Origin of the sequence: Streptomyces sp. NPDC087440, assembly GCF_044744005.1 — a bacterium.
Taxonomy (GTDB): Bacteria; Actinomycetota; Actinomycetes; order Streptomycetales; family Streptomycetaceae; genus Streptomyces.
Genome location: NZ_JBIUXN010000035.1, coordinates 14947 through 40086, shown reverse-complemented (window position 1 = coordinate 40086; position 25140 = coordinate 14947). Strand labels below are relative to the sequence as shown.

Here is a 25140-nt window from a genome sequence, read left to right as displayed (position 1 = left end):
GGCACTCAGGGGTGAGCCGCCCCTTCCCCGTCCTTCCGATACTCGTCGCGTCGCGCATACACCAGGGCGGTGGCCTCCCCGAGGGGAAGGCCGCCGCCTTCGGCGTGCGCACGCGCGTAGGCGTCGTCGTCCAGGAGCGTGCGGGCCAGGCGGACCGCCTCGTCCCGGGCGTCGGACTCCTGCCCGTTGACGAAGTGGCCGTCGGGGAGGTGCTTCTCGTACGCGCCCAGCAGCCTGGCCGCGTCAGTGGCCAGGACGGCGCGCCGGGCCGGGTCGGGCTCCCGGCCGGCCAGTCCGGCCAGTGTTCCCGCCGCGGTCATCAGGTGCACCGCGGGCATCTGCGGGGCGACCATCAGGGAGAGCTGGGCGTGCGAGCGTTCCAGGGCGTACGCGACGAGGCCGATCGCCTCCTCGTACGACTCCTCCATATTGGCGACCCAAGCGAGCAGGCCGAGCGAGAAGCCGTCGAAGATCATCAGGTTGCCGTTGTCGAAGTTGTTGCGCAGCAGGCCGAGTTGCTCGCGGGCCTCGGCCAGGCGGCCGGTGCGGGCGAGGCGGATGCCGAGGAAGAGGTGGGCGGCCGGGCGGACCTCGACGCGCTGGTTCTCGGTGTCGGACAGGACCGTGCGCAGGATGGTCTCGCCCTCGGCGCCGTCGCCGAGTTCGACGAGGGTGCCCGCCAGCCGCACCTTCAGCAGCATGGTCTGCGAGCGGGCGTCGAGCCGCTGGGTGTGGGCGATGGCGTCCCGGTAGGCGTCGGCCGCCGCCGCGTAGTCGCCGATGCGCTCGTACGCCTCACCGCGCGCGGAGAGCGATTCGGCCGCGCCCCAGGAGTCGCCGAGCCGCTCGAAGATGGCCAGCGACTCGTCGGCGTCCCGGCGGGCGTCGCCGACCCAGGCGGTGTGGTTGGCGAAGATGTTGGCCCGCATCTCCAGGGCCGCGGCCAGCTCCCATTCGTAACCGAAGTCGCGGCAGGCCCGGACGGTCGCGTTGATCGCCTCGCGCAGCGGTTCGCTGCTCTCGCTGGTCATCAGCAACGCCATGATCCACATGGAGCCGGGGACCCGGCAGGTCTGCGGCAGCCCGGGCCGGTAGGTGGCGACGACCCGCTCCAGCCACTCCTTGGCGTCGTCGGTGAACCAGACGTCCAGGTCGTGGTTCATGCTGATCAGGTTGAGCAGCCGGACACCGCGCCGGGCCTCCTGGAGGACGTCCGGGCTCATCGGCGGGGGTGCGTCGGTGCACTGCTCGAACACGGCGGGGGCGGGTTCGACGGGTTCCGAGAGCGCGAACGGGTCGCGGCTCAGCTCCATGGCGGCGGCGGTCCAGTGCCGCTGGTCGGGGCGCAGGTCGCGGACGTGCCAGTACCAGGACAGGGCGTGCACCAGGCACAGCGCCTCGTGCTCGTCCTTCGCGGCGACGGCACGGCGCAGGGCGGTGCGCAGGTTCTCGTACTCGCTCTGGAAGCGGCCCATCCAGTGGAGTTGCTCGCGGCCGCGCAGCAACGTGTCGCCCTTGCGGGCGAGTTCGCGGTAGTGGACCAGGTGGCGGCGTTCGACGGCCGCCTGTGCGCCGGACTCGGCGAGGCGCTCGGCGGCGTACTCCGAGACGGTCTCCAGCAGCCGGTAGCGCATCTCGCCGTCCGGTTCGGCGGGGGCGGCGACAACGAGGGACTTGTCGACCAGGGAGCCCAGCAGTTCCAGGGCGTCGCTTCCGCAGACGGCTTCGGCGGCGGCCAGGTCACAGCCGCCGGAGAACGTCGACAGGGCGCTCAGCACCGCCCGTTCGGGCTCGTCCAGCAGCTCCCACGACCAGTCGACGACCGCGCGCAGTGTCTGCTGCCTCGGCAGTACGGTCCGCGAGCCCGCGGTGAGCAGCCGGAACCGGTCGTCCAGCCGGTCCGCGATCTGACGCGGCGTCAATATGCGCAGGCGGGCGGCGGCGAGCTCGATGGCGAGCGGCAGCCCGTCCAGACGGCGGCAGATCTCGGCGGCGGCCGCCATGTCCGCGTCGACCCGGAACCCGGGCCTGGCGGCGGCCCCCCGCTCGGCGAACAGCTCCAGCGCGACGGGCTGCGGCAGCGGGTCCACCGGGCGCACCAACTCCCCCGGCACGCCCAGGGGTTCGCGGCTCGTCGCGAGGACGGTGAGGCCGGGGCAGTGGGCGAGGAGCAGCTCGACCAGGTGGGCGGCGGCGTCCAGCAGGTGCTCGCAGTTGTCCAGCAGCAGGAGCATGCGGCGGTGCGCGCAGTGCTCGACCAGGCGCACGAGGGGGTCGTCGGCCTTCCGGCCGGAGGCCCGGATGCTTTCGGCGCCCGCGCCGCGCAGGAGCGTCTCGCGGGCGCCGAGCGCGGTGAGGACGACGTCCGGAACGCCCTCGGGGTCGTCGACGGGGGCCAGTTCGACCAGCCAGACGCCGTCGGGCCAGCGGGCGTCGCAGCCCTCGGCCGCCTCCTGCGAGAGGCGGGTCTTGCCCGCGCCGCCGGGGCCCAGCAGGGTCACCAGGCGGGCGCGGGCCAGGTCGTCGCGGATCACCCCGATGTCGCTCTCGCGGCCGACGAAGGAGGTGAGGCGGGCGCGGAGGTTGCCGGTGGGCGGGGGCGGCGGCGGGGGTGCGGGCGGGGCGGCTTGGGGTTCGGGCTCGGACAGCAACTCCCCGTGCAGGGCGCGCAGTTCGGCGGAGGGATCGATGCCCAGGCGGTCGGCGAGCTGTCTGCGTACGGTCTCGTACGCGTCCAGCGCCTCGGCGGTACGGCCCGTCGCGTGCAGGGCGCGCAGGCGCAGCACCTGGAGCGGCTCGTCCAGGGGGTGCTCGGCGCACAGCGCGGTGAGCTCCGGCAGCACCTCCTGCGCGCGGCCCAGCGGGAGGGAGGCGGCCAGCCGGGCGCGGCGGGCGTCCAGGCGGCGGGCGTCCCAGCGGGCCGCGTCGGCGGTCAGGGCGGGGAGGTCGGCGAGGGCGGGGCCGTCGGTGCTCTGCCACAGGGCGAGCGCGTCGTCGAGGAGGGCGACGGCCTTCGCCGGGTCGTCCTCGGCGAGGGCGCGGACGCCCTCCGCGGTGAGCCGCTCGAAACGGTGCAGGTCGACGTCGTCGGGGTCGGCCACCAGGGCGTACCCGCCGTGCCGGGAGGCGACGGCGTCCCGGCCGAGCGCCCGGCGCAGGCGGGCGATCAGGGCCTGGGCGGCGGCGGGGGCGTCGGCGGGCGGGGCGTCGGCCTCCCCCCACACCTCGTCCACCAGCACGGGCACCGGGACGGCCCGGCCCGGGCGCAGCGCCAGCACGGTGAGGGCCGCGCGCAGGCGGGGGCCGCCGAGGGGGACGGCGGTGCCGTCGTCGCGGAGGGCTCGGGCGGGGCCGAGGATCTGGTAGCGCACCGGGTCATTGTCCCTGGGGTTCGGGTGTTCGGGGGTGGGGGGCCGCGGGCGGGCTCCTCCCGGGGTGGGGGTGTGCGGGTTCGGCCCGTCGGGGGGGCTGGTGCCGGCGTGGGGGTGGCTGGCGGGGCGGGGCTCCTTCGCGCCGTCCCCGGCGCCGGGCTGTTTTTGCCCCAGCCCCGCCCCTTCACCTAAACCCTGCGGGGCAATGAGGGGGGTCCGTGCGGGTGGGTGGGTGGCTGGTCGCGCAGTTCCCCGCGCCCCTGACGGGGCGCTTCCCCGACGGCGGTGCGGCTGCTGGGCGCGCCCGCGCGGCGGAGCCGCAGATCGGCACAGCCCCGCGCCCCTGAAGGGGCGCTTCCCTGACGGCGGTGCGGCTGCTGGGCGGGGCCGCGGACCGGTACGGCCCCGCCGCCCTTCACCAGCGTTCTGGACCGGGGCCCAGGAGGCCCTCCAGGAGGTGCCGGAGGCGGCTGCGGCCGCGGTGGGCCCGGACCGTGTTCTCGCCCGCCGCCGCGCTCACCAGGTGCTGGGCCGTGTCCAGGTCCACCTCTCCGTCGGGTGGGACGGAGAGCATCTCGTGGGCGAGGGAGGGAAGTTCGGTGTCGGAGGGGGAGCCGGAAAGGGCGAGGACCGTGGTTCCGGCGCGGCGGACGTCGTGGACGCGTTCCAGCAGGTCCGCGTCCGGGCCGGTGGGGCCGGACACCACCAGCAGCGTCTCGCCGCGGCCCGCCGCCGCCAGCCGCCCCAGGCCCACCGAGAGGTGCGCGGGGTCGTGCGGGCCCACCTCGTGCCGTACGAGCGTGGGGGCCAGGGTCGGCAGTCCGGCCCAGGCCGCCTCGTCCATGAGGTGGGCGGCCAGGTGCCAGGGTTCGTACGCCTTGGTGCCGACCAGGAGGAGGCCGCCGCTGCCCGGCGGCGAGACCGAGGCGCGCAGCACCCCGGCGAAGCGTCTCGTGGCGCCCAGCCACTCCGTACCGGCCAGGACCTCTCGCAGCAGTGCGACCCTCACGGCATCCATGCGCGCGATCCTCGCCGCCCGGGGCGGATCCCGTACCGGAGAAGGCCCCGGCTCACCCGGACGAGCGGACTACCTGCAAGTAGGGTCGGGCCATGACTTCCACTTCAGACACTCCGCAGACCGAGGCCCCGAAGAAGCCCCTCAAGGACCCGTGGGACCTGCCCGACGTCTCCGGGCTCGTCGTCGGCGTCCTCGGCGGCACCGGCGACCAGGGCCGCGGCCTCGCGTACCGGCTGGCGCGGGCCGGGCAGAAGGTGATCATCGGTTCCCGTGCGGCCGAGCGGGCCGAGGCGGCCGCCGGGGAGCTCGGGCTGGGCGTCGAGGGCGCCGACAACGCCGAGTGCGCGCGGCGCAGCGACGTCGTGATCGTGGCCGTGCCCTGGGACGGGCACGCCAAGACGCTGGAGTCGCTGCGGGAGGAGCTGGCGGGGAAGCTCGTCATCGACTGCGTCAACCCGCTCGGCTTCGACAAGAAGGGCGCGTACGCGCTGAAGCCGGAAGAGGGCAGCGCCGCCGAGCAGGCCGCCGCCCTGCTGCCCGACTCGCGGGTGACCGCCGCCTTCCACCACCTGTCCGCCGTCCTGCTCCAGGACCCGGCGGTCGAGGAGATCGACACCGACGTGATGGTGCTGGGCGAGGCCCGCGCCGACACCGACCTGGTGCAGGCGCTGGCCGCCCGCATCCCGGGCATGCGCGGCGTCTTCGCGGGCCGGCTGCGCAACGCCCACCAGGTGGAGTCCCTGGTGGCCAACCTGATCTCGGTGAACCGCCGCTACAAGGCCCACGCCGGGCTGCGCGTGACCGACGTATAAGGCGATCCGGGCATGGGGGACACTGGACGGGTTGTACTCGCACGCCGTCCGTTCCGACAGGAGTCGTCCCCCATGCCCCGCCTCGCTCTGTACGCCCTGGTCGTCTGCGTCCTCTCGGTCGTCGCGGCCGTGGTCTCCTTCGTGGAGGGCAACCTGCTCGGGATCGTGTGGATTCTGCTCGCGGGCGTCTCCTCGAACATGGCCTGGTACTACCTGCGCAAGGCCAAGGTCGAGAAGGAGGCCGCGGCCTCCTAGGTCTCGGCTTCTCAGGGCGCGGTGCAGATCGGGGCTCCGGTCTGCCAGAACTGGAACAGGTCGCGGCCGCAGTACGACTCCAGCTCGTTCACGCCGAGGCCGCCCGTGATCGCGTAGATCACGTCGAAGAAGACCCGGTTGACCTCCGGCACCCACAGCAGCGCGAAGACGAAGAACAGGCCGAACGGCGCGTACGGCTCGATCTGGCGACGGATCTTGTACGAGAGCCAGGGCTCCAGCACGCCGTACCCGTCGAGCCCGGGGACGGGCAGGAAGTTCAGCAGCGCCGCCGAGACCTGGAGCAGGGCGAGGAACGCCAGCGCGTACCGGAAGGGCGTCGGGACGCCGTCCAGCGCGCCCAGCCAGAACGGCGCGGTGCACACGATCGCGAACAGGACGTTCGTGAGCGGGCCCGCCGCCGAGATCAGGCTGTGCTTCCAGCGGCCCTGGATGCGGCCCCGCTCGATGAAGACCGCGCCGCCGGGCAGGCCGATGCCGCCCATGATCACGAAGACCAGCGGCAGCACGATGCTGAGCAGGACGTGCGTGTACTTGAGCGGGTTGAGGGTGAGGTAGCCCTTCGCGCCGATGGTGATGTCGCCGCTGTGCAGGGCGGTGCGGGCGTGTGCGTACTCGTGCAGGCAGAGGGAGACGATCCAGGCCGCCGTCACGAAGAGGAACACGGCGAAGCCCGTGGAGGCCGCGAAGCCCGTCCAGACGGCCCAGCCGGAGGCCGCCATGACGGCGACGATGCCGAGGAAGACCGGGGAGATCCGGCGGTCCTGGCGGCTGATGGCGGTGGTCATGGGGGCGGCTCCTGGGGGGGGGCGGGGGGTGGTGCGGGGCGTCGACCGTACCCGTGTACGGGGTAGAACGCCCGGACCCGGCACGGGGGTTCCCTCGCCGGGTCCCCCGCATCCGGCGCCGGGGGTGCGGCCCTGGCCCGCCGGGGCCGAGGGGCCTCCCGTTCGGGGGCGGGGGCGGGGTACTCCGGTGCGGAGTACGTGCGGCCCCGGGCTGCCTGGGCAGGGGGTCCCCAGCCCCGCCCCTTCACCTAAACCCGCGGGGCTGTGGACGGTTCCGTGCGGGTGGGTGGGGGGTTGCTCGCGCAGTTCCCCGCGCCCCTGACGGGGCGCTCCCTGACGGCGGGGAAATGGAGTTGCCTCCCGCCGTGCGGGCACGGAATATGGCACCTCGTGTCCCGAAAGCTCTCCGCCCTCCTTCCCGATCTCTCCCCCTGGCGCTCCTCGGCCGATTTCCGGCTGCTGTGGGTGCAGGGGATCGTCGCCTTCTTCGGCAGTTCCATGGCGCTGGTCGCCATGCCGCTCCAGATCGCCCACCTCACCGACTCGCCGCTCGCCGTCGGCGCGATCGGGGCCGTCGAGCTGGTGCCGCTGATCGTCTTCGGGCTGTACGGAGGGGCGCTGGCCGACGCCGTCGACCGCAAGCGGATCATCCTGCTGACCGAGGTCGGGCTCGGGGTGCTGGCCGTGGTGCTGCTGGTGAACGCGCTGCTGCCGCAGCCGATGCTCTGGCCGCTGTACGTCGTCGCGGCGGGCGTCGCCGCACTGTCCGGGCTCCAGCGGCCCGCCCTCGACTCCCTGATGGCCCGCATCGTCCCGCACGACCAGCTCACCGCCGCCGCCGCGCTCAACGCGCTGCGCTGGCAGATCGGGGCCATCGCGGGCCCGGCGCTCGCGGGCGTCGTCGTCGCGTACGCGGGCACCCCGACCGCGTACTCCGTCACCGTCGTCGGCTTCGCCGCGTCCGTCCTGATGTGTCTGCGGCTGTCCCCCGCACCCGCCGCCGAGAACGCCGAGAAGCCCTCGCTGCGCGGCATCGCGGAGGGCGCGCGCTACGCCTGGAGCAAGCCGGTCCTGCTCGGAACGTACGGAATCGACCTGGCCGCGATGCTGCTGGCGTTCCCGAACGCGATCTTCCCCTTCCTGGCGAAGGACCTCGGGGCCGAGTGGGCGCTCGGGCTGATGTACGCGGCGATGCCGCTCGGCGCGTGCCTGGTCGGCCTCACCAGCGGCTGGGCGTCGAAGGTTCGCCGGCACGGGCGAATGGTCGTGCTGGGCGCCATGGGATGGGGCCTCTCGATGGCCGCCATCGGGCTGACCAGCAACATCTGGCTGGTGCTGCTGCTCATCGCGGCGGCCGGCGGCGGCGACATGATCAGCGGGCTCGCCCGCTCCACCATCTGGAACCAGACCATTCCGGAGGAGCTGCGCGGCAGGCTCGCCGGGATAGAGATCCTCTCCTACAGCTGCGGCCCCCAGCTCGGCCAGGTCCGCGCGGGCGCGGTGGCGAGCTGGACGGGCGTGCGGGGCGCGGTGTGGAGCGGCGGCGCGGCGTGCGTGGTGGCGGTGGGGCTGCTGGCGGCCGTACTGCCCAAGCTCATGTCGTACGACGCGGAGACGGACGAGGACGCGGTGCGCCGCCGCGCCCAGCGCGAGGCGGAAGCGGGGGCTGGAGCTGGGGCGAAGCCGACGCCCGTGCCGGACGAGGGCGAGAGCGCACCCGCGGCGGCGTAGACGCAGGTGCGGACAGCCGAAGGCCGGAGGAACCGGAGGTGCCCGACCCCGTGGCTACGGGGGCCGGGAGCCAGGACCAGCGGCCGGGTCCGGGGCCAGGGGCCGGGGCCGGGGGCCAGGGGCCGAGGCCAGGGCCAGGGACCGGGGCCAGGGACCGGGGCCGGGGGCCGAGGGCCGAGGCCGGGGCCGGGGCCAGGAACCGGGCCAGGGGCCGGGCGCATGGCCTGGGCCCGAGAGGCCAGGGGGCCGGGGGAGGGCTCGGCCCTCCCCCGGCCGTCGGGTCGGCTCCCGGTCGGTCCGGGCCGTCCCCGGACAGCGCCCCCGGACGGCCCCCGGTCAGTTCTCCGGCGTGCCCGCGGAGCCCCCCTTGTCGTGCCACTTCGGGTCGTTCTCCCAGTCCAGGTTCCGCTCGCGGGCCGTCTCCATTGCGTGCTGGGCCTCCTCGCGGGTCGCGTACGGGCCGAAGCGGTCCTTGGACGGGCACTGGGGGCCCTCCTCGACGGTCTTGTGCTCCAGGCAGTAGAACCACTCGCCGGGCTTGCCGGTGGTACGTCGCTTGAACAGGGCCATGACCTTGTACTCCTCGCTCCGGCGCGCGGCGTTCGCGCACTCGTTTCTGCCGCCATAGTGCCCCCGGAGCGCTGACTACACTCGTCCGCATGTCTGGCCAGTCGCTGCTCGTACCAGGCGAGCTCACTCCCGTCCGTTCCGTCCCCGGCAACATCCGGCGCCCCGAGTACGTCGGGAAACCCGCGCCGACCCCGTACACAGGGCCCGAGGTCCAGGACTCCGACACGATCGAGCGCATGCGCATCGCGGGCCGTATCGCCGCGCAGGCGATGGAGGAGGCCGCCCGGCACATCGCTCCCGGCGTGACCACCGACGAGCTCGACCGGGTCGCGCACGAGTTCATGCTCGACCACGGGGCGTACCCCTCGACCCTCGGCTACCGGGGCTTCCCCAAGTCGCTGTGCAGCTCGGTCAACGAGGTCATCTGCCACGGCATCCCCGACTCGACCGTCCTCAACGACGGCGACATCGTGAACCTCGACGTGACCGCGTACCTCAACGGCGTGCACGGCGACAACAACGCCACCTACCTCTGCGGCGACGTCGACGAGGAGTCGAAGCTGCTCGTGGAGCGCACCCGCGAGTCCCTCAACCGGGCCATCAAGGCGGTCAAGCCGGGCCGCCAGATCAACGTGATCGGGCGTGTCATCGAGTCGTACGCCAAGCGCTTCGGCTACGGCGTCGTCCGGGACTTCACCGGTCACGGCATCTCGACGTCCTTCCACTCCGGGCTCATCGTCCCGCACTACGACAGCCCGCACGCGACGACCGTGATGCAGCCCGGCATGACCTTCACCATCGAGCCGATGCTCACGCTCGGCACGCACGAGTACGACATGTGGGAGGACGGCTGGACGGTCGTCACCAAGGACCGCAAGCGCACTGCCCAGTTCGAGCACACGCTGGTGGTGACGGAGACCGGCGCGGACATCCTGACGCTGCCCTGACCCCCGGGCCGGGTCCGGGATTTTTTACCGACAGGTCGTCGGGAACCAGTTGACTTAGGTAAGCCTAAGCAGCGAAGATCGGTGGTGGCGGGTGCCATTGCTGCCACCACCGCTCCCCTTTTACTGTCGCCCTTGTCCCATCTGTCCCCGGAGGTCCGCTTTGGACACCCTCTTCTCCACCCAGATCCGTGTCGCCTCGCACGAGCAGCACACGGAGGCGGAGACCTCGACGTTCATGAGCGACCTCCTCGGCGGCAAGCTCGGCGTGGACGCGTACACGCGCTACACCGAGCAGCTGTGGTTCGTCTACAAGGCCCTTGAGGACGCGGCGCCTTCGCTCGCCGCCGACCCGGTCGCGGGCCCCTTCATACAGTCCGAGCTGATGCGCACCGCGGAGCTGGAGCGCGACCTGGCGCACCTGCGCGGCGAGAACTGGCGCGACGGCCTCGTCGCCCTCCCCTCGACAGCGGCATACGCGGCACGTGTCACCGAGTGCGCGGCCACCTGGCCCGGCGGTTACGTGGCCCACCACTACACCCGCTACCTCGGCGACCTCTCCGGCGGCCAGATCATCCGCGACAAGGCGGAGAAGACCTGGGGCTTCGAGCGCAAGGGCGACGGCGTGCGCTTCTACGTCTTCGAGGGCGTCTCCAACCCGGCCGCGTTCAAGCGCAACTACCGCGAGCTGCTGGACGCGATCCCGGCGGACGAGCTGGAGAAGAAGCGCATCATCGAGGAGTGCAAGAAGGCCTTCGACTTCAACGGGTCGGTCTTCCGCGAGCTGGGCGGCGAATTCCCGCTGAGTGCGTAGTTCTTGACGGTACGTTCGTGATGTGGGCCCGCGCCGGGTACGGTGCGGGCCCGCGCGCGTTCCCTCAGGGGCGGGGGTGCTCGGCGAAGCGGACGCGGCCGCCGATCTCGATCAGGCCGCCGGGGCCGGGCGCGGTGAGGAGCTGGGACCCCTTGCCCTGGCGGATGTTGAGGGCGCGGCCGAGTTCGGCGGTGAGGAGGAGGGCGGCGGCCCCGGTCGCCTCGTCCTCGGCGATGCCGTCGTCCCGGCGCGGGAAGGCACGGGCCCGCACCCGGCCCGCGGCCTCGTCCTCCCAGGCCCACGCGTAGAGCCAGCCCTCGCCGGGCGGGGGCGCGGGCAGGGCGTCGACCTCCCGCACGGTCGCGTACTGCCGGAGCGTGCGCGGCGGGGCCCAGTCGGCGCGGGCGGTGATCCAGGTGAACTCCCCGTCCTGGCGGGCGACGACGTCGCCCACGGACAGCTCCAGCACCTCGATGTCGAGGAGCCAGGCGGCGCCGACGAGGGGGTGCCCGGCGAAGGGGAGCCGGGTGGTGGGGGTGTAGATGTCGAGCACCCCGCGCTCGGGGTCGTCGACGAACACGGTCTCGCTGAGGCCGAGTTCGCGGGCGAGGGCCTGACGGGAGGAGGGGGTGGGGTGGGTGCGGGGGGCGTCGCGGACGACGGCGAGGGGGTTGCCGTGGTGGCCGGTGGGGCCGCAGAACACGTGCACAAGGTCGAGGCTATTCACGCCGGGCATTCTGCCGGGTCCCTCCGGGGGGGGTGTGGGGACGGTGCGGGGCGGGGGTGCTGTGCGGGGCGGGGGCGCTGCGCGGAGCCGGTGGGGTGTCGGCACCCGGTGCGGGGGCGCTGCGCGGAGCCGGTGGGGTGTCGGCACCCGGTGCCGGGGCGCTGCGCGGAGCCGGTGGGGTGTCGGCACCCGGTGCCGGGGCGGGTTCTTCCCCTACCCGCCCCTTCCCGTAACCCTGCGGGGCTGTGAACGGGTTCGTGCGGGTGGAGTGTGGCTGGCGTTTTGCGCAGTTCCCCGCGCCCCTTGAGGGGCGCGGGGAACTGCGCGAGCAACCCACCACAAAGCCGCGCGGCGAGCGCTTTAGGTGAAGGGGTGGGGCTGGGGCGGGAACAAGTTTGGTGCCGGGGGCGGATGTTGAGGGGCTGGGCCCGGAAAGCCCCGTAGGGCCGCACCCCGAACACGGGGGTGCGGCCCTACGGAAGGTCGAGAGGGATCAGGCCTCGGAGCCCGCCTTGCGGCGACGCGCCGCGAAGACCACCGCGCCACCGGCCACCGCCAGCGCCCCCGCTGCACCCAGCAGCGCCCCCGTCGGCGTCGACGCCCCGGTCGCGGCCAAGTTGCCCGCAGCCGCCCCACCGCCGACCGAACCGGCCGAGGCACCGCCCGTGGCGCCCGCACCGCCCACACTGCCCGCGCCACCGGTGGTGTCACCGCCACCGGTCGTACCACCCTCGCCACCCGTGGAACCCGTGGAGCCGGTGGAGCCCGTGGACCCGGTGGACCCCGTACCGCCCGAGCCACCCGGCTCCGGCAGCTGCGCACCCTTGTCCACCGAGACCGCCACCGTCAGCGGAGCCATCTGCTCACCCGCCGGGTACATCCCGCCGAACGCCTTCGACCCGTCCGCCGTCAGCTTCGCCGGGACCCCGGTCAGCTTGACGACGCCGTCGACCACGTTCAGCTTGCCCTGGGGCGACAGCTCGGCGATGGTCACGCCCTTGTACGCGACGTCCTTGCCGGGCGAGTTGTCCGCGTTGCGCTCCTTGGTCGCGACGTCGGCGACCAGACCGGCCTTGCCGCCCTTCACCTCCACCTTGAACGCGGAGAAGCTGAGGTCGAGGGCGTAGACGCCGTTCGTCTCGTGGCCCACGAAGCGGACCTTGCCGTCGAAGGCCGCGGAGAGGTTCTGCTTCTCGGCGTCGAGGGTGCCCTTGCCCTTCGGGAAGCGGAAGCCGTCGCCGGCCTTGACCGCGCCGCCGGACAGCTCGGACTTGCCGTGGGCGATGGGCCCGTTGACGTACTTCAGGAAGCGCTCGTGGACGCCCCAGTCGAGGTTGCCGTCCACGATGGCGCCCTTGACGTCCTCGACCGGCGGCTTCGGGTCGGGCTTGGGGTCCGGCTTCGGGTCCGGGTTGGGCTTGGGGTCCGGGTCGGGCTTCGGGTCCGGCTTGGGATCGGGCTTCGGGTCGGGCTTCGGGTCCGGGTCGGGCTTCGCGGCCTCCGCACCCGTGTTCAGCGTGAGCGTGTCGAAGGCGTCGCCGACCTCGTACCCCCGCCCGCCGAGCGCCTGGAGGCCCGCCGCCGTGATCGCGGCCGGAACCGCCTTGACGACGGTCTTGCCCGCGGCGTCCTTGCCGGTCTCCGCCTTCGCGAGGTCGAGCGTGGCGAACTCGATGTCGTCGGCCTTGGTGGTCTTGCCCGCCATCGTGAAGTCGACGTCGGCCACCAGCGAGCCCTTGGCCCCGTCCGTCGACCGCACCTTCAGGTCGGAGAACTTGTAGGCGTAGCCGTACTTGGTGGCGTCGAAGAGCACCGACCCGGTGAACGCCGCGTCCACCGCGCCCTTCTCGGCGTAGGAACCCTTGCCCCCGGTGAAGGTGAAGACACCGTTGGGGTCGGCCTGCGACGCGCCGTCGGCGGCGACGATCGAACCGGCGGCGGGCTTGCCCGCGCCGCCCGCGATGTGCGTCCGCAGGGACTCCTTGACGCCCCACTCCAGGGTGGCGTTCTTCAGGTCGAGCGGCTTGGCCGCCGCGGGCTCACCGGCGGCGAAGGCCGGAAGCGCGAGGACGGTCGTACCGAGTGCGGCCGCGGTCGCGGCTGCCGCGACGAGCGAGATGCGGCGGCGGGTTGCTGCCATGGTCGGGGGACTCCTGTCGGAAGGAACAGCGAGGAACGGGGGGGGTGACACGTGCGAGGGAGGGGAGGGGACCCGCGCCGCCGCTCCCTCACGGGCAGCGGCACGGACGTACAGAAGCAGTGCCAGGAGGCGCGGGCCTCAGCCCTGCGCGCCGCTTCCCCGCCTGCGGACCACGAAGAACGCGGCCCCGGCGAGCACCAGGACGACGGCGCCCGCGGCGACGTACATCACGGTGTGGGAGGAGTCGGAGGCCGCGGCGGTCTTCGCCGTCTTCGGCTCCGCGGAGGTCTTCTTGTCCGCCGCCGGGGCGGGCGTCGCGGAGGACTTGGCGTCACTGCCCAGGTCGGGCAGCGCGGGCAGCTTCGCCTTGGCGTCGACGGCGACGGCGAGCGACACCGGGTCCATCTCGGTGCCCGCCTTGTACATCGAGCCGAACGCCTTCGCGCCGTCCTCGGTGAGGGTGGCCGGGGCCTCGGTCAGGTTGACCAGGCCGTCCTTGGCGTCCAGCGTCTTTGCCTCGAAGGTGACCAGCGGGACGGCGGTCGTCCGCACGTCCTTCTTCGTGGCCGGGTCCTTGCTCGTGACGTCCGCGACGAGGGTGCCCTTGCCGTCGGCGACCTTCACGCCCACCTTGGCGAGGGTCAGGTCGAGGTGGGCTCCGGAGAAGCGGACGCTGCCCGCGAAGGTGGCGTCGAGGGTCTTCTTCCCGCTGTCGTACGCGCCCTTGCCCTGCGGGAAGCGGAACAGCGCCCCGCCGTCCAGCGCGCCCTCGGCCAGGTCCCACTTGCCCTTGGAGATGGGGCCGGTGACGTACTCGCGGAAGGTGCGCCGCACGCCCCAGTCGACGGCCGCGTCCTGGAAGGCGCCGGACGCCTTCTCGTCGCCCTTGCCCTTTTCGTCGCCCTTGCCCTTCTCCTCGGGCGCCTTCTCCGCGGGCTGCTGCGCGTCCGGCTGCTTCTGCGGCGCCTTCTCGCCCGCCGCCACGTCCGCCGACAGGCTGACCGGGTCGAGCCGGGTGCCCGCCGTGTAGTACCCGGCGAAGGCGCTCGCGCCCTGCGAAGTCAGCGTCGCGGGAACGTTGTTGAGGGCGACCGGGCTGCCGCCGCCCTTCATGTTGATGCCGCCGACGGCCAGTGCGGCGAGCGCGATCTGGCTGGAGCGGGTCACCTTGCCGGTGCCCTTGGCCTTGCTCGTCACATCGGCGAAGAGCGTTCCCGTACCGCCGGATATGCGGACGGTGGGCCGGCTGATGACGAGGTCGAGGTCGAACGAACCGTCCGGCTTCTTGTGGCCGGTGAAGCGCACCCCGCCGGAGAAGCCGGAGTTGAGGGCCCCGCTGTCCGGGTCGTACGAACCGCTGGCCGAGTGGAAGCGGAACTGGCTGCCGCCGACGGTCGCGGCGCCGCCCTGGAGGGTGAAGGTGCCCTGGGCGATGGGCCCGGTGACGTAACTCTGGAAGGAGGACTTGATCCCCCAGTCGAGCCTGCCGCCCTGGACGGTGCGCGGTGCCGCACTGGCGGTCGAGGCCGGGAGCAGCGCTCCCAGCACGGCCGCGATGAGCGCGACGGCATACGCGCGGGCCGGTCTGGACGACCGGGCCGTGGTGGACGACAGCATGAGGACCCCTCCGAGGTCTAGCGAGCAAGGTAAGGCTAACCTAAGGTATGCCTGACCTCGTTCGGAACCCTTCGCACCCTCACGGAGGACCCGGACGGGCGGAACTCCCCCATCACCCCGGCCACTTCGGCCGCCCGGAAACGAACAGGACGGTGCGCTCCGTGCGAACGCCAGCCGTGTCCCCGCGCTCCTCACGCCTGGCAGGCGCCCTGGTGTCCGTGCTCGCCCTCGCCGTCGCCGCCACGGGCTGCGGCGGTACGACGACGGGCGCGGCCCCCTCCTCGGGCGGCGGCGTGAAGGCCGGGGCCCAGCAGGCCGCCGACCGCGTCGAGCCGCTCGCCGCGACCCCGAAGCCGGTCCTTCCGGTGACGGCCGCCTCCGCCGACGGCAAGGAGGTGAAGGTCACGTCGACCGACCGGATCGTGCCGCTCACCGGCAGCCTCAACGAGATCGTCTTCACGCTCGGCCTGGGGAAGAACGTCGTCGCCCGTGACATCACCGCCACCTTCGAACAGGCCAAGGACCTCCCCGTGGTGACACGTGCTCACGACGTGTCGGCGGAGAGCGTCCTGTCCCTGAAGCCGACGGTCGTCCTCGCCGACACCACCACCGGCCCGGTCGAGGCCATCGAGCAGATCCGCGACGCGGGCATCCCGCTGGTCGTGGTGAACCCGGCCAAGGAACTCGCCGACGTCGACAGGCGGATCGACGCGGTGGCCTCGGCGCTGGGCGTGCAGCCCGCGGGCGCGGAGCTGAAGCAGCGCACGCAGGCGCGCCTGGCCGCCGTCCAGAAGGACATCCCGAAGCCCGCGGACGGCAAGAAGCCCCGGGTGAGCTTCCTCTACCTGCGCGGCTCGGCCTCGGTCTACCTGCTGGGCGGCCGGGACTCCGGGGCGAGTTCGCTGCTGGAGGCGGCGGGCGCGATCGACGCGGGCAAGGACTCGGGCCTGGCCAAGGACTTCACCGCGATCACCAGCGAGGCCCTGGTCAAGGCGGCCCCCGACGCGATCCTCGTCATGTCCAAGGGCCTGGAGTCCGTCAACGGAATCGACGGCCTCCTCAAGGTCCCGGGCGTCGCCGAGACCCCGGCGGGCCTGGACCGCCGCATCGTCTCGATCCCGGACGGCGTGCTGCTCAACTACGGCCCCCGCACGGACCAGGTGCTCACGTCCCTGGTCGACCAGCTCTACCCGAAGGACAAGTGACCCGGTGACCGCCACGAGAGCCTCCGGCACGGAGCACGCAGACGTCCGGGCGCCGGACACGGAACACGCAGGCACCCCCGCACCGGACACGGAGCGCGCAGGTTTCCCCGCCCCGGGCACGGAGCGCGCAGGCATCCCCGCATCGGACAAGGAACCCGCAAACACCCCCGCCCCGGACACCGAGCGCGCAGGTTTCACCGCCCCGGGCACGGAGCACGCAGACACCCCCGCACCGGACACGGAGCGCGCAGGCATCCCCGCCCCGGACACGAAGCACGCAGACACCCCCGCCCCGGACACGGGCCACCCGCCCCGCCCCGCCGGCCTCACGCTTCCCACGACCGAGGCCGCCGCCCTCGCCGTCCCGGCGGACGCCGCACCCTCACCCGGCGGCACGGCCGACACCCCTGGCCGGACCGCCGCGACCACCGAAGCCCCGCCTCGGGCCCCCGTGCCCGCCGACACCGGTGGCGCGCACGCCCCCGCGCCCTCCCCGGTGGCGGGCCTCCGGCCCACGCCCCCGGCACCCGAACCGGTCCGCTCCCCCACCACCGGACCGGCCGACGCACCGCGCAGCGCCCCCGGTGCAGAGGTCCCGGCAGCCGGGTCGCAGGCCCCCACGGGCGGGGCGGAGCCCGCGTCCCAACCCGCCTCCCCCGCAAGGGAATCCGCCGGGAAGCCCCCCGCCAAGGGCCGCCGCGGCACCACCTTCACGCTCACCGTCGGCCTCGCCGTCGCCCTGCTCGTGCTGGCCCTGGTTTCGGCCGGGCTCGGGACGTACCACATCTCGCCCGGCGACGTCCTGGCCTCCGTGCAGAACCGGCTCGGGCTCGGTGGCGCGCCGCTGGACCGGGTCGGCGAGAGCGTGCTGTGGAACATCCGGCTGCCCCGGGTCGTCCTCGCCCTCCTGGTCGGCGCCTCGCTGGGCTGCGCGGGCGCGCTCATGCAGGGCGTGTTCGGCAACCCCCTCGCCGAGCCCGGCGTCATCGGCATCTCCGCCGGTGCGGCGGTCGGCGCGGTCGCCTCGATCGCGTTGGGGCTGAGCTTCTTCGGCAACTGGACGGTGACGTTCTGCGCGTTCGTCGCGGGCCTGGTCACCGTGCTGCTCGTGTACGTCCTGTCCCGCTCCGGCGGCAAGACCGAAGTGGTCACGCTGATCCTCACCGGCATCGCGGTGAACGCCTTCGCCGGAGCGCTGATCGGCCTGGCGATCTTCTTCGCGGACAACGCGCAGATCACCCAGATCACCTTCTGGCAGCTCGGCTCCCTCGCCGGGGCCACCTGGCCGAAGGTCCTCGCCGTGCTGCCCTGCGCGCTGCTCGGCCTGCTCGTCGCCCCCTTCTACGCCCGCAAGCTGGACCTCCTCGCGCTCGGCGAGCGCCCGGCCCGGCACCTGGGCGTGGACGTCGAGAAGATGCGGATGGCACTGGTGCTGGTGGTGGCGCTGCTGACGGCCGCCGCCGTGGCCGTCGCAGGCATCATCACCTTCGTCGGGCTGCTCGTCCCGCACCTGCTGCGCATGGCGAACGGCCCCGGCCACCGCTTCCTGGTCCCCGGCAGCGCGCTGGGCGGCGCGATCGTCCTGCTCGCGGGCGACCTCGCGGCCCGCACGGTCGCCAACCCCGCCGAACTCCCCCTCGGCGTCCTCACCGCCCTCTTCGGCAGCCCGTTCTTCTTCTGGCTGCTGCGCCGGACCCGCCGCAAGCAGGGAGGCTGGGCATGACGCCCCTCTCCCGTCACCGCCCGGCCCGCACACCCCGTCCGTCCGGCCGGGGGTCCGGGGGTCGTCCCCCGGGAAAGCACAGTTGGCTGCTGCGCCGGACCCGCCGCAAGCAGGGAGGCTGGGCATGACGACCCTCCCCCGTCACCGCCCGGCCCGCACGCCCCGTCCTCAGCAAGGTGGTGGGGCATGAGCGCCCTGAAGTCACTGTTCTCGTCCGGCCGTTCCCGTACGTTCCCCGCTCCCCTCCGCCGGGGCGCCGCCGCCGTCGAGGTCGACGGGCTGCATGTGCGGCTGGGGCAGCGCGAGGTGCTGTCCGGCATCGACCTGACCGCCCGGGCCGGTGAGGTGCTCGCCCTGGTCGGGCCCAACGGCGCGGGCAAGTCCACCCTGCTGGCCGCCGTCGCCGCCGATCTGGCCGCGACGCACGGGACGGTACGGATCGACGGCCGCCCCGTCGGCGCGTGGACCGCCGCCGAACTGGCCGTGCGCCGCTCCGTGCTCCCGCAGTCCGCCGCGCTGTCCTTCCCCTTCCCGGTCGAGGACGTCGTACGGATGGGCCGCGCGCCCTGGGCGGGCACCGAGCAGGAGGACGAGGACGACCTCGCGGTGGCCGAGGCGATGGCCGCCACCGAGGTCACCGATTTCGGGCCGCGCCCCTTCTCCGCGCTGTCCGGCGGCGAGCGCGCCCGGGTCGCGCTCGCCCGCGTACTGGCCCAGCGCGCACCCGTACTCCTGCTCGACGAGCCGACCGCCGCGCTGGACCTGCGCCACCAGGAACTGGTCCTGCGGATCTGCCGGGAGCGGGCGGCGGCCGGGGACGCGGTCGTGGTCGTCCTGCACGACCTGGGCCTGGCGGCGGCGTACGCGGACCGGGCGGCCGTGCTGCACGACGGCCGGATCGCCGTCTGCGGCCCGCCCGCCGAGGTGTTCGGCGAGGACCTGCTGTCCCGGGTCTACCGGCAGCCGGTCGAGGTGCTGCCGCACCCGCGCACGGGCGCCCCGCTGGTGATCCCCAAGAGGGCGGCGCACCCCGGCGCTTGACCTGGATTTGACCCTGCGCAGGGGCGGTCATGGGGCTCCCGTGACCGCCCCGTACTCGTGGGGCGGGAGTGAGATCTGAATCACCTCCCGGGTGGTTATGTCCGGGGTAAGGCGCGCTTAACTTAGGTAAGCCTCAGTAGACCTGTGGGCCTCGTAGATCTTTCACCCCGCGTGGAGTCCCCTTATGCGTCCCCTCCGTCTCACCGCCCTGTCCGCGATCGCCGTCGCGACCGCCGTCACCGCCATGACCGGCTGCACCCAGAAGAGCAAGGACACGAAGGGCGACGCGAGCGGCGGCGCGATCCAGGTGATCGCCAAGGACGACTCCTGCGAGGTGTCGAAGAAGGAGTTCCCGGCCGGCAAGGTCGAACTGGCCGTGGAGAACAAGGGCTCCAAGGTCACCGAGGTGTACGTGCTGTTCCCCGACGACCGGATCGTCACCGAGCGCGAGAACATCGGCCCGGGCACCAAGGCCGACCTCACCGCCGAGATCAAGGCCGGTGCGTACGAGATCGCCTGCAAGCCCGGCATGAAGGGCGACGGCATCCGCCAGAAGGTCACCGTGACCGGCGGCGGCGCGGCCGCCAAGCGCAGCCCGGAGAAGGACGCGGCGGTCGCCGCGTACCGCACCTATGTGCGCGAGCAGGCCGAGCAGACCCTTCCCAAGGCGCAGGTGTTCGCCGACGCGGTGAAGGCGGGCGACCTGGAGGCCGCGAAGAAGGCGTACGCGCCCTCGCGCATCGGCTGGGAGCGCACGGAGCCCGTCGCGGAGTCCTTCGGCGACATCGACCCGATGGTCGACCTGCGCGAGGACGGCGTCGAGGAGTCCGGCAAGCCGTGGACCGGCTGGCACCGCCTGGAGAAGGCGCTGTGGCAGGACAAGAAGATCGGCGACGAGGAGAAGAAGCTCGCCGACACCCTGATGAAGGACCTCAACACCTGGGTGAAGAAGGTCGGTACCGCCGAGATCACCCCCTCCTCGATGGCCAACGGTGCCAAGGAGCTCCTCGACGAGGTCGCCACCGGCAAGGTCACCGGTGAGGAGGAGCGCTACAGCCACACCGACCTGGTCGACTTCAAGGCGAACGTCGAGGGCGCGGAGAAGGCGTACACGCTGCTCAAGCCGATCACCGCGAAGACCGACCCGAAGCTCACCGGGGACCTGGACAGGCAGTTCGCCGCGCTGAACAAGCTGCTCGACAAGCACCGCCCGAACACCTCCTCGTACGAGTTCACCTCGTACGACAAGGTCTCCACGGCGGACCGCAAGGAGCTCTCCGACGGCGTCAACGCGCTCGCGGAGCCGCTGTCGAAGCTCGCCGCAGCCGTCACGAAGTAAGTCGAAGCAAGCCCCGGAGAGAAGGCGTCCCCCATGCCGGACGAAGTGAACTCCCCCTCCCCGTCCCGCCGTTCGGTGATCGGCTGGGGCGGGGCCGGGCTCGCGCTCGGCGCCGTCGCGGCGGGCGGGGCCGCCGTCGTGCTGAACCGCGACGAGGACCCGGCGCCCGCCGCGTCCGGCGGTGCGGCCGTGCCCTTCCACGGCCCGCACCAGGCGGGCATCGCCACGGCCGTCCCGGACCGGCTGCACTTCGCCGCGTTCGACGTGACGACCAAGGACCGGGCGGACCTCGTCCGGCTGCTGAAGGACTGGACGGCGGCGGCCGCCCTGCTGACGGCGGGCCACGCCGTCGGCGCGGGCGCGTACGGCGGTCTGCCGGAGGCCCCGCCGGACGACACCGGTGAGGCGCTCGGCCTCAAGCCGTCCCGGCTGACCCTGACCGTCGGCTTCGGGCCCGCCCTCTTCGACGGCCGCTTCGGGCTGAAGGACAAGCGCCCCGCCGCCCTGGTCGACCTGCCGAAGTTCCCGGGCGACAACCTCGACGCGGCGCGCAGCGGCGGCGACCTGTGCGTGCAGGCCTGTGCGGACGACCCCCAGGTCGCCGTGCACGCGATCCGCAACCTGGCCCGCATCGGCTTCGGCAAGGTCGCCGTGCGCTGGTCGCAGCTGGGCTTCGGCAAGACGTCCTCGACGACGCCGGACGCGCAGACCCCTCGTAACCTCTTCGGCTTCAAGGACGGCACCCGCAACATCGCGGGCACCGACACGGCCTCGCTCGACAAGCACGTGTGGGCGGCGGAGAAGGACGGGTCCGCGTGGATGGCGGGCGGCTCCTACCTGGTGGCCCGGCGCATCCGGATGAACATCGAGACCTGGGACCGCACCTCGCTCCAGGAGCAGGAGGACGTCTTCGGCCGCGACAAGGGCGAGGGCGCCGCGGTCGGCAAGTCCAAGGAGCACGACGAGCCGCTGCTGAAGGCGATGCTGCCGACCTCGCACGTGCGCCTGGCCCACCCGGACGCCAACTCCGGTGCCCGGATGCTGCGTCGGGGCTACTCCTTCACCGACGGCACGGACGGGCTGGGCCGCCTGGACGCGGGACTGTTCTTCCTGGCCTACCAGCGCGACGCACGGGACGCCTTCATTCCCGTACAGCGCTCTCTCGCACGCTCCGACGCGCTCAACGAATACATCCAGCACGTGGGTTCGGCGCACTTCGCCGTCCCGCCGGGCGTCCGCGACAAGGACGACTGGTGGGGCCGGGCGCTGTTCTCGTAAAGCTTCACCGAAGGGAACCGACGTGTTCGCGAACTACCTGACCGGCCTGCGCGAGGGCCTCGAAGCCAGCCTCGTCGTCTGCATCCTGGTCGCCTACCTGGTCAAGACCGGCCGCAGGGACGCCCTGAAGCCGGTGTGGATCGGCATCGCGGTGGCGGTGCTGCTCGCGCTGGGCTTCGGCGCGGCGCTCACCTACGGCTCGCAGGAGCTGACCTTCGAGGCGCAGGAGGCGCTCGGCGGTTCGCTGTCGATCGTCGCGGTGGGCCTGGTGTCGTGGATGGTGTTCTGGATGCGGCGCACCGCCCGGCACCTGAAGGCGGAGCTGACCGGAAAGCTGGACGCGGCGCTCCAGATGGGCACGTTCGCGCTGGTGGCGACGGCGTTCCTGGCGGTGGGCCGGGAGGGGCTGGAGACCGCGCTGTTCGTGTGGTCGTCGGTACGGGCGCTGAGCGACGGCACCCACGGCCCGGTGATCGGCGTGACGCTGGGCCTGCTGACGGCGGTGGCGCTGGGCTGGCTGTTCTACAAGGGCGCGGTCCGCATCAACCTGGCGAAGTTCTTCACCTGGACCGGCGCGATGCTGCTGGTCGTCGCGGCGGGCGTGCTCGCGTACGGCGTCCACGACCTCCAGGAGGCCCGCTTCCTCGGCGGCCTCTCCAACAAGGCCTTCGACATCAGCGAGCAGATCCCGCCGGACAGTTGGTACGGCACCCTCCTCAAGGGCGTCTTCAACTTCCAGCCGGACCCGACCGTCCTCCAGGTCACGGTGTGGGCGCTGTATCTGGTCCCCATGCTCGTGCTCTTCTTCGCCCCGGTAGGGTTCCGGTCGTCGGTGACGGCGGGGACGACAGGGACGGCAAGGGCTGCTGATGGCAACGCGCACACGGAGACTGCGGCGCCTGACGGCGTCCCTGGCGGCGGCGACGGCCCTGGCGCTGACGGCGAGCGGGTGCGTGACGGTGCACGGCGAGCTGGAGATCGTACCGACGGCGACGAAGGCTGAGGCCGCGCGGGCGCTGAAGGACTTCACGGAGGCGTCCAACAAGGCGGACAAGGCGTACGATCCGGCCGCCGTCGCGGGCCGGGTCACCGGCGCGCTCGCCGCGATCAACCAGGGCGGCCTGAAGGCCCGTCAGAAACAGCGTCCGGGCGGCAATCCCGCCTTCACTCCACTGGAGTTGACGGACGCGCGCTTCCTCATACCCAAGAAGGCGGGCTGGCCGCGCTGGTTCGTGGCGGACGCCGACAGCAACCGGGACACCGACGACGGCGGCCGGGCCGACTCGCGCTGGCTGCTGGTGTTCGTGCGCGGCGGTCCGAACCAACTCTGGGAAGCCTCCCACCTGTTGACGCTCCAGGCGAACCAGGTCCCCGCCCTCGCCCTCGACGGCGAGGGCTTCGCGAAGCCGGTCGCCGAGGACGACGCGAGCCTCGCGGTCGCGCCCCGCCGGCTGAGCGCCGACTACGCCTCGTACCTCCAGAACAGGGGCAGGCCCCCGGTGTTCGCCCCCGGGCAGGACACCACGCTGTGGCTGGCCCAGCGCACGCGGGCCGCGCAGCGGGTGGGGCGGTCGATGCAGTACGTCGACCAGGAGCTGGTGGCGGACGCGTTCGCGCCGGTGGGACTGGCGACGAAGGACGGCGGGGCACTCGTGTTCTTCGCCTCCCGGCACTTCGAGAAGCAGACGGCGGCACCGGGCGTGCCGCTGCTGGACATCAACCCGGACGTGCGGGCGCTGATGACGGGCACACCGAAGACCTCGCTGCTGAAGGAGCGGGTCTCCAGCCAGTTGGCGCTGGTCCCGAAGAAGGGCGCGGGGACGGTACGGGTGGCCTCGCGGGTGCAGGGCCTGGTGGCGGCGACGGGGTCGTAGCCCCCTTGTAGGGGTTCAGCGTCCGATCGGCCAGGCCACCGCGTGCGGGTCGGTGTCCGCGCCCGCCTCGTCGGCCGCGGCGGCGTACCGGGCGCAGGCGTCGGTGAGGGTCTCCAGGAGGGTCAGCGGGTCGGGCAGGGAGTGCTCAAGACCGCGCACCCAGTGCACGTCCAGCTCACCGGGCAGCTTCGCGGGCGGTACGAGGACGTAGCTGCCCCGGCAGTGCCAGCGCAGGCCCGGATGCTCGTCCATGGTCTCGGGGTGGCAGTCCAGCTCGCAGGGCCACCACTCGTCCTCGTCCTCGGGAGTGCCCCGGGTCGCGGTGAAGAACAGCATGCGGGCGTCCGCGCCGCTGCCGCCCTCGCCGAACACGGCGACCGGGCCGACCTCGATGCCCGCGTCGATCAGCCGCTCCAGGGCCTCGACACCGGCGTCCAGCGGCACGTCCAGCACGTCGTGGACCATGCCGGTCGCGGTGATGAAGTTGGCCTGCGGCTGGGCGGTGGCCCACCGCTCGATCTGGCCGCGGTCGGTGGTCGACTGCGTCTGCCAGGCGAAGGAGACGGGGTGGCGGGCGGGCGTCGGACAGCCGACCCGCTCGCAGGAACATCGGTACCCGTTCGGATACGCGGCCGGGGCGAGCGGCAGTCCGGCCCCCGCGGCGGCGCGCAGCAGCGCGAGGCGCTCGACGGCGGCGTCCGGGACCCCGGCCGACCTGCCCTGGGCGCGGCGGCGCAGCCACTGGGCGATCCGGCCGCCCGCTCCGGCTTTCGCTCCGGCACCGCTGCCACGACCGCCGTCGGCACCGCTGTTGAACTCCGCGCCCATCTGGCTCCTCACCCTCACGCCTCGGCCCCTGGGGACCCCACCATGCTCGCACCATCCTGCGCCCCGGGTGGCCGGTGTCCGCATCCGGGGTCGCCGGGACGGGTGCTCCGCGGGATTTCAGCGGTCCTTCACCGGGGTGCCAGACCATTCAGGGCGTAGTCGACGAGCCGGTCGGCGTACGCGTGGGTGAGCGGCCCCGTGCGCATCAGCCACCGCCCCGACAGCGGCCCGGTGAACATCTCCACGGCGGTGTCCAGATCCAGGTCGGCCCGCACCTCGCCGCGCTCCCGGGAGGCGGCGAGCCGGTCGACGTACAGCTTCAGCGAAGGGCGCAGCAGCCGGTCGACGTACTGCGCGCACAGCTCGGCGTCGACGACGCCCTCCGCCGTGAGGGCGCGGGTGGGGATGTCGTACGTGGGGTCGACGAGTTCGTCCACGGTCGCCCGCAGGACGAGGCGGAGGTCGGCGGCGAGGTCACCGGTGTCGGGGATGGCCGCACCGACCTCGCCGACGGCGGCCGCGGCCTGATCGGCGAGGTCGGAGTAGGCGTCGAGCAGGACGGCGGCCCTGGAGGGCCACCACCGGTAGATGGTCTGCTTCCCCACCCCCGCCCGGGCGGCGATCCCCTCGATGGTGGTCTTCTGGTACCCCACCTCCCCCACGAGCCCGAGGGCGGCCTCAAAAATGGCCCGCCGCGACCGCTCACTGCGCCGCGAGGAATCAGGACTCTTCTGGTTCACCATCCCCCCAACCTATCCCCCCACGAGACGATACGAACCGTCCCGCAAGAATCCCGCTCCCCTCAGGAGCGCCCCTTCAGGGGCGCGGGGAACTGCGCGAGCAGCCACACACAAGCCGCGCGGCAAGCGCTTTAGGTGAAGGGGCGGGACCGGGGCGAAATCCGGGGGGGCCGGGGGCGCGCCCCCCGCCCGGACCCCCCCCCCCCCCCCCCCCCCAACCGGCCCCCCCCCCCCCCCCCCCCCCCCCCCCCCCCCCCCCCCCCCCCCCCCCCCCAACCCCCCCCCCCCCCCCCCCCCCCCCCCGTAC

Annotated in this window: 21 protein-coding genes; 12 read left to right on the top strand and 9 right to left on the bottom strand. The window is 73.2% G+C overall.

Annotated elements, in window-relative coordinates:
• Nucleotides 1-5 precede the first annotated feature (5 nt).
• Both ACIO3O_RS40795 and ACIO3O_RS40790 read right to left on the bottom strand, forming a co-directional pair.
• Nucleotides 6-3371 (bottom strand): BTAD domain-containing putative transcriptional regulator, encoded by a 3366-nt coding sequence (locus tag ACIO3O_RS40795; RefSeq protein ID WP_401755417.1) that lies wholly within the window; start codon nucleotides 3369-3371, stop codon nucleotides 6-8.
• A 415-nt stretch (nucleotides 3372-3786) separates the two neighbouring features.
• The gene (locus tag ACIO3O_RS40790; RefSeq protein ID WP_401755414.1) at nucleotides 3787-4389 is read right to left on the bottom strand and encodes a hypothetical protein; all 603 of its coding nucleotides are present in this window, start codon (nucleotides 4387-4389) and stop codon (nucleotides 3787-3789) included.
• A 92-nt stretch (nucleotides 4390-4481) separates the two neighbouring features.
• Here ACIO3O_RS40790 and npdG point away from each other — a divergent pair, with 92 nt between their 5' ends.
• Entirely contained in the window at nucleotides 4482-5201 is a 720-nt protein-coding gene (gene npdG / locus ACIO3O_RS40785) for an NADPH-dependent F420 reductase (RefSeq protein ID WP_401755411.1), read from the top strand.
• A gap of 72 nt (nucleotides 5202-5273) precedes the next feature.
• Nucleotides 5274-5456, top strand: a complete 183-nt coding sequence (locus tag ACIO3O_RS40780) for a hypothetical protein (protein ID WP_401755408.1) — start codon at nucleotides 5274-5276, stop codon at nucleotides 5454-5456.
• Between the two features lie 11 nt (nucleotides 5457-5467).
• Here ACIO3O_RS40780 and ACIO3O_RS40775 read toward each other — a convergent pair whose 3' ends face one another.
• Nucleotides 5468-6262, bottom strand: a complete 795-nt coding sequence (locus tag ACIO3O_RS40775; protein ID WP_401755405.1) for a site-2 protease family protein — start codon at nucleotides 6260-6262, stop codon at nucleotides 5468-5470.
• Nucleotides 6263-6652: 390 nt separating this feature from the next.
• On the opposite strand from ACIO3O_RS40775, the gene ACIO3O_RS40770 reads away from it, so the two are divergent.
• Nucleotides 6653-7993, top strand: a complete 1341-nt coding sequence (locus tag ACIO3O_RS40770) for an MFS transporter (protein ID WP_401755402.1) — start codon at nucleotides 6653-6655, stop codon at nucleotides 7991-7993.
• 336 nt (nucleotides 7994-8329) lie between these two features.
• Here the strand turns inward: ACIO3O_RS40770 and ACIO3O_RS40765 are convergent, their stop codons facing one another.
• The gene (locus tag ACIO3O_RS40765) at nucleotides 8330-8563 is read right to left on the bottom strand and encodes a hypothetical protein (RefSeq protein WP_401755399.1); all 234 of its coding nucleotides are present in this window, start codon (nucleotides 8561-8563) and stop codon (nucleotides 8330-8332) included.
• An 89-nt stretch (nucleotides 8564-8652) separates the two neighbouring features.
• Here ACIO3O_RS40765 and map point away from each other — a divergent pair, with 89 nt between their 5' ends.
• Complete coding sequence (map, locus tag ACIO3O_RS40760) at nucleotides 8653-9510, top strand: type I methionyl aminopeptidase (RefSeq protein WP_401755396.1); 858 nt, start codon at nucleotides 8653-8655, stop codon at nucleotides 9508-9510.
• 160 nt (nucleotides 9511-9670) lie between these two features.
• Nucleotides 9671-10321, top strand: a complete 651-nt coding sequence (locus tag ACIO3O_RS40755; RefSeq protein WP_401755393.1) for a heme oxygenase (biliverdin-producing) — start codon at nucleotides 9671-9673, stop codon at nucleotides 10319-10321.
• A 64-nt stretch (nucleotides 10322-10385) separates the two neighbouring features.
• Here ACIO3O_RS40755 and ACIO3O_RS40750 read toward each other — a convergent pair whose 3' ends face one another.
• The 3 genes from ACIO3O_RS40750 to ACIO3O_RS40740 form a co-directional block, all read right to left on the bottom strand.
• Nucleotides 10386-11048, bottom strand: a complete 663-nt coding sequence (locus ACIO3O_RS40750; RefSeq protein ID WP_401755391.1) for a PhzF family phenazine biosynthesis protein — start codon at nucleotides 11046-11048, stop codon at nucleotides 10386-10388.
• 493 nt (nucleotides 11049-11541) lie between these two features.
• Complete coding sequence (locus tag ACIO3O_RS40745; protein ID WP_401755388.1) at nucleotides 11542-13188, bottom strand: HtaA domain-containing protein; 1647 nt, start codon at nucleotides 13186-13188, stop codon at nucleotides 11542-11544.
• Nucleotides 13189-13326: 138 nt separating this feature from the next.
• Nucleotides 13327-14805: an HtaA domain-containing protein gene (locus tag ACIO3O_RS40740; protein ID WP_401755386.1), complete on the bottom strand. Its 1479-nt coding sequence runs from the start codon at nucleotides 14803-14805 to the stop codon at nucleotides 13327-13329.
• Nucleotides 14806-14966: 161 nt separating this feature from the next.
• Here ACIO3O_RS40740 and ACIO3O_RS40735 point away from each other — a divergent pair, with 161 nt between their 5' ends.
• From ACIO3O_RS40735 to ACIO3O_RS40705, 7 genes are all read left to right on the top strand, one after another.
• A complete protein-coding gene (locus tag ACIO3O_RS40735) occupies nucleotides 14967-16010 on the top strand; it encodes a hemin ABC transporter substrate-binding protein (protein WP_401755383.1) in 1044 nt (347 codons plus the stop codon).
• Between the two features lie 496 nt (nucleotides 16011-16506).
• A complete protein-coding gene (locus tag ACIO3O_RS40730; RefSeq protein ID WP_401755496.1) occupies nucleotides 16507-17733 on the top strand; it encodes an iron chelate uptake ABC transporter family permease subunit in 1227 nt (408 codons plus the stop codon).
• 186 nt (nucleotides 17734-17919) lie between these two features.
• Nucleotides 17920-18774, top strand: coding sequence for a heme ABC transporter ATP-binding protein (locus ACIO3O_RS40725; RefSeq protein WP_401755381.1), 855 nt, complete (start codon nucleotides 17920-17922; stop codon nucleotides 18772-18774).
• Between the two features lie 184 nt (nucleotides 18775-18958).
• Complete coding sequence (efeO, locus tag ACIO3O_RS40720) at nucleotides 18959-20113, top strand: iron uptake system protein EfeO (protein WP_401755378.1); 1155 nt, start codon at nucleotides 18959-18961, stop codon at nucleotides 20111-20113.
• Nucleotides 20114-20146: 33 nt separating this feature from the next.
• Entirely contained in the window at nucleotides 20147-21391 is a 1245-nt protein-coding gene (gene efeB, locus ACIO3O_RS40715) for an iron uptake transporter deferrochelatase/peroxidase subunit (RefSeq protein WP_401755375.1), read from the top strand.
• 22 nt (nucleotides 21392-21413) lie between these two features.
• Entirely contained in the window at nucleotides 21414-22394 is a 981-nt protein-coding gene (gene efeU / locus ACIO3O_RS40710; RefSeq protein ID WP_401755372.1) for an iron uptake transporter permease EfeU, read from the top strand.
• Complete coding sequence (locus tag ACIO3O_RS40705; protein ID WP_401755369.1) at nucleotides 22345-23265, top strand: hypothetical protein; 921 nt, start codon at nucleotides 22345-22347, stop codon at nucleotides 23263-23265. The genes efeU and ACIO3O_RS40705 overlap by 50 nt, the downstream gene beginning before the upstream one ends.
• Nucleotides 23266-23280: 15 nt before the next feature.
• Here the strand turns inward: ACIO3O_RS40705 and ACIO3O_RS40700 are convergent, their stop codons facing one another.
• The gene (locus ACIO3O_RS40700; RefSeq protein ID WP_401755493.1) at nucleotides 23281-24093 is read right to left on the bottom strand and encodes a bifunctional DNA primase/polymerase; all 813 of its coding nucleotides are present in this window, start codon (nucleotides 24091-24093) and stop codon (nucleotides 23281-23283) included.
• A 128-nt stretch (nucleotides 24094-24221) separates the two neighbouring features.
• Nucleotides 24222-24836: a TetR/AcrR family transcriptional regulator gene (locus ACIO3O_RS40695; protein WP_401755367.1), complete on the bottom strand. Its 615-nt coding sequence runs from the start codon at nucleotides 24834-24836 to the stop codon at nucleotides 24222-24224.
• Nucleotides 24837-25140 lie beyond the last annotated feature (304 nt).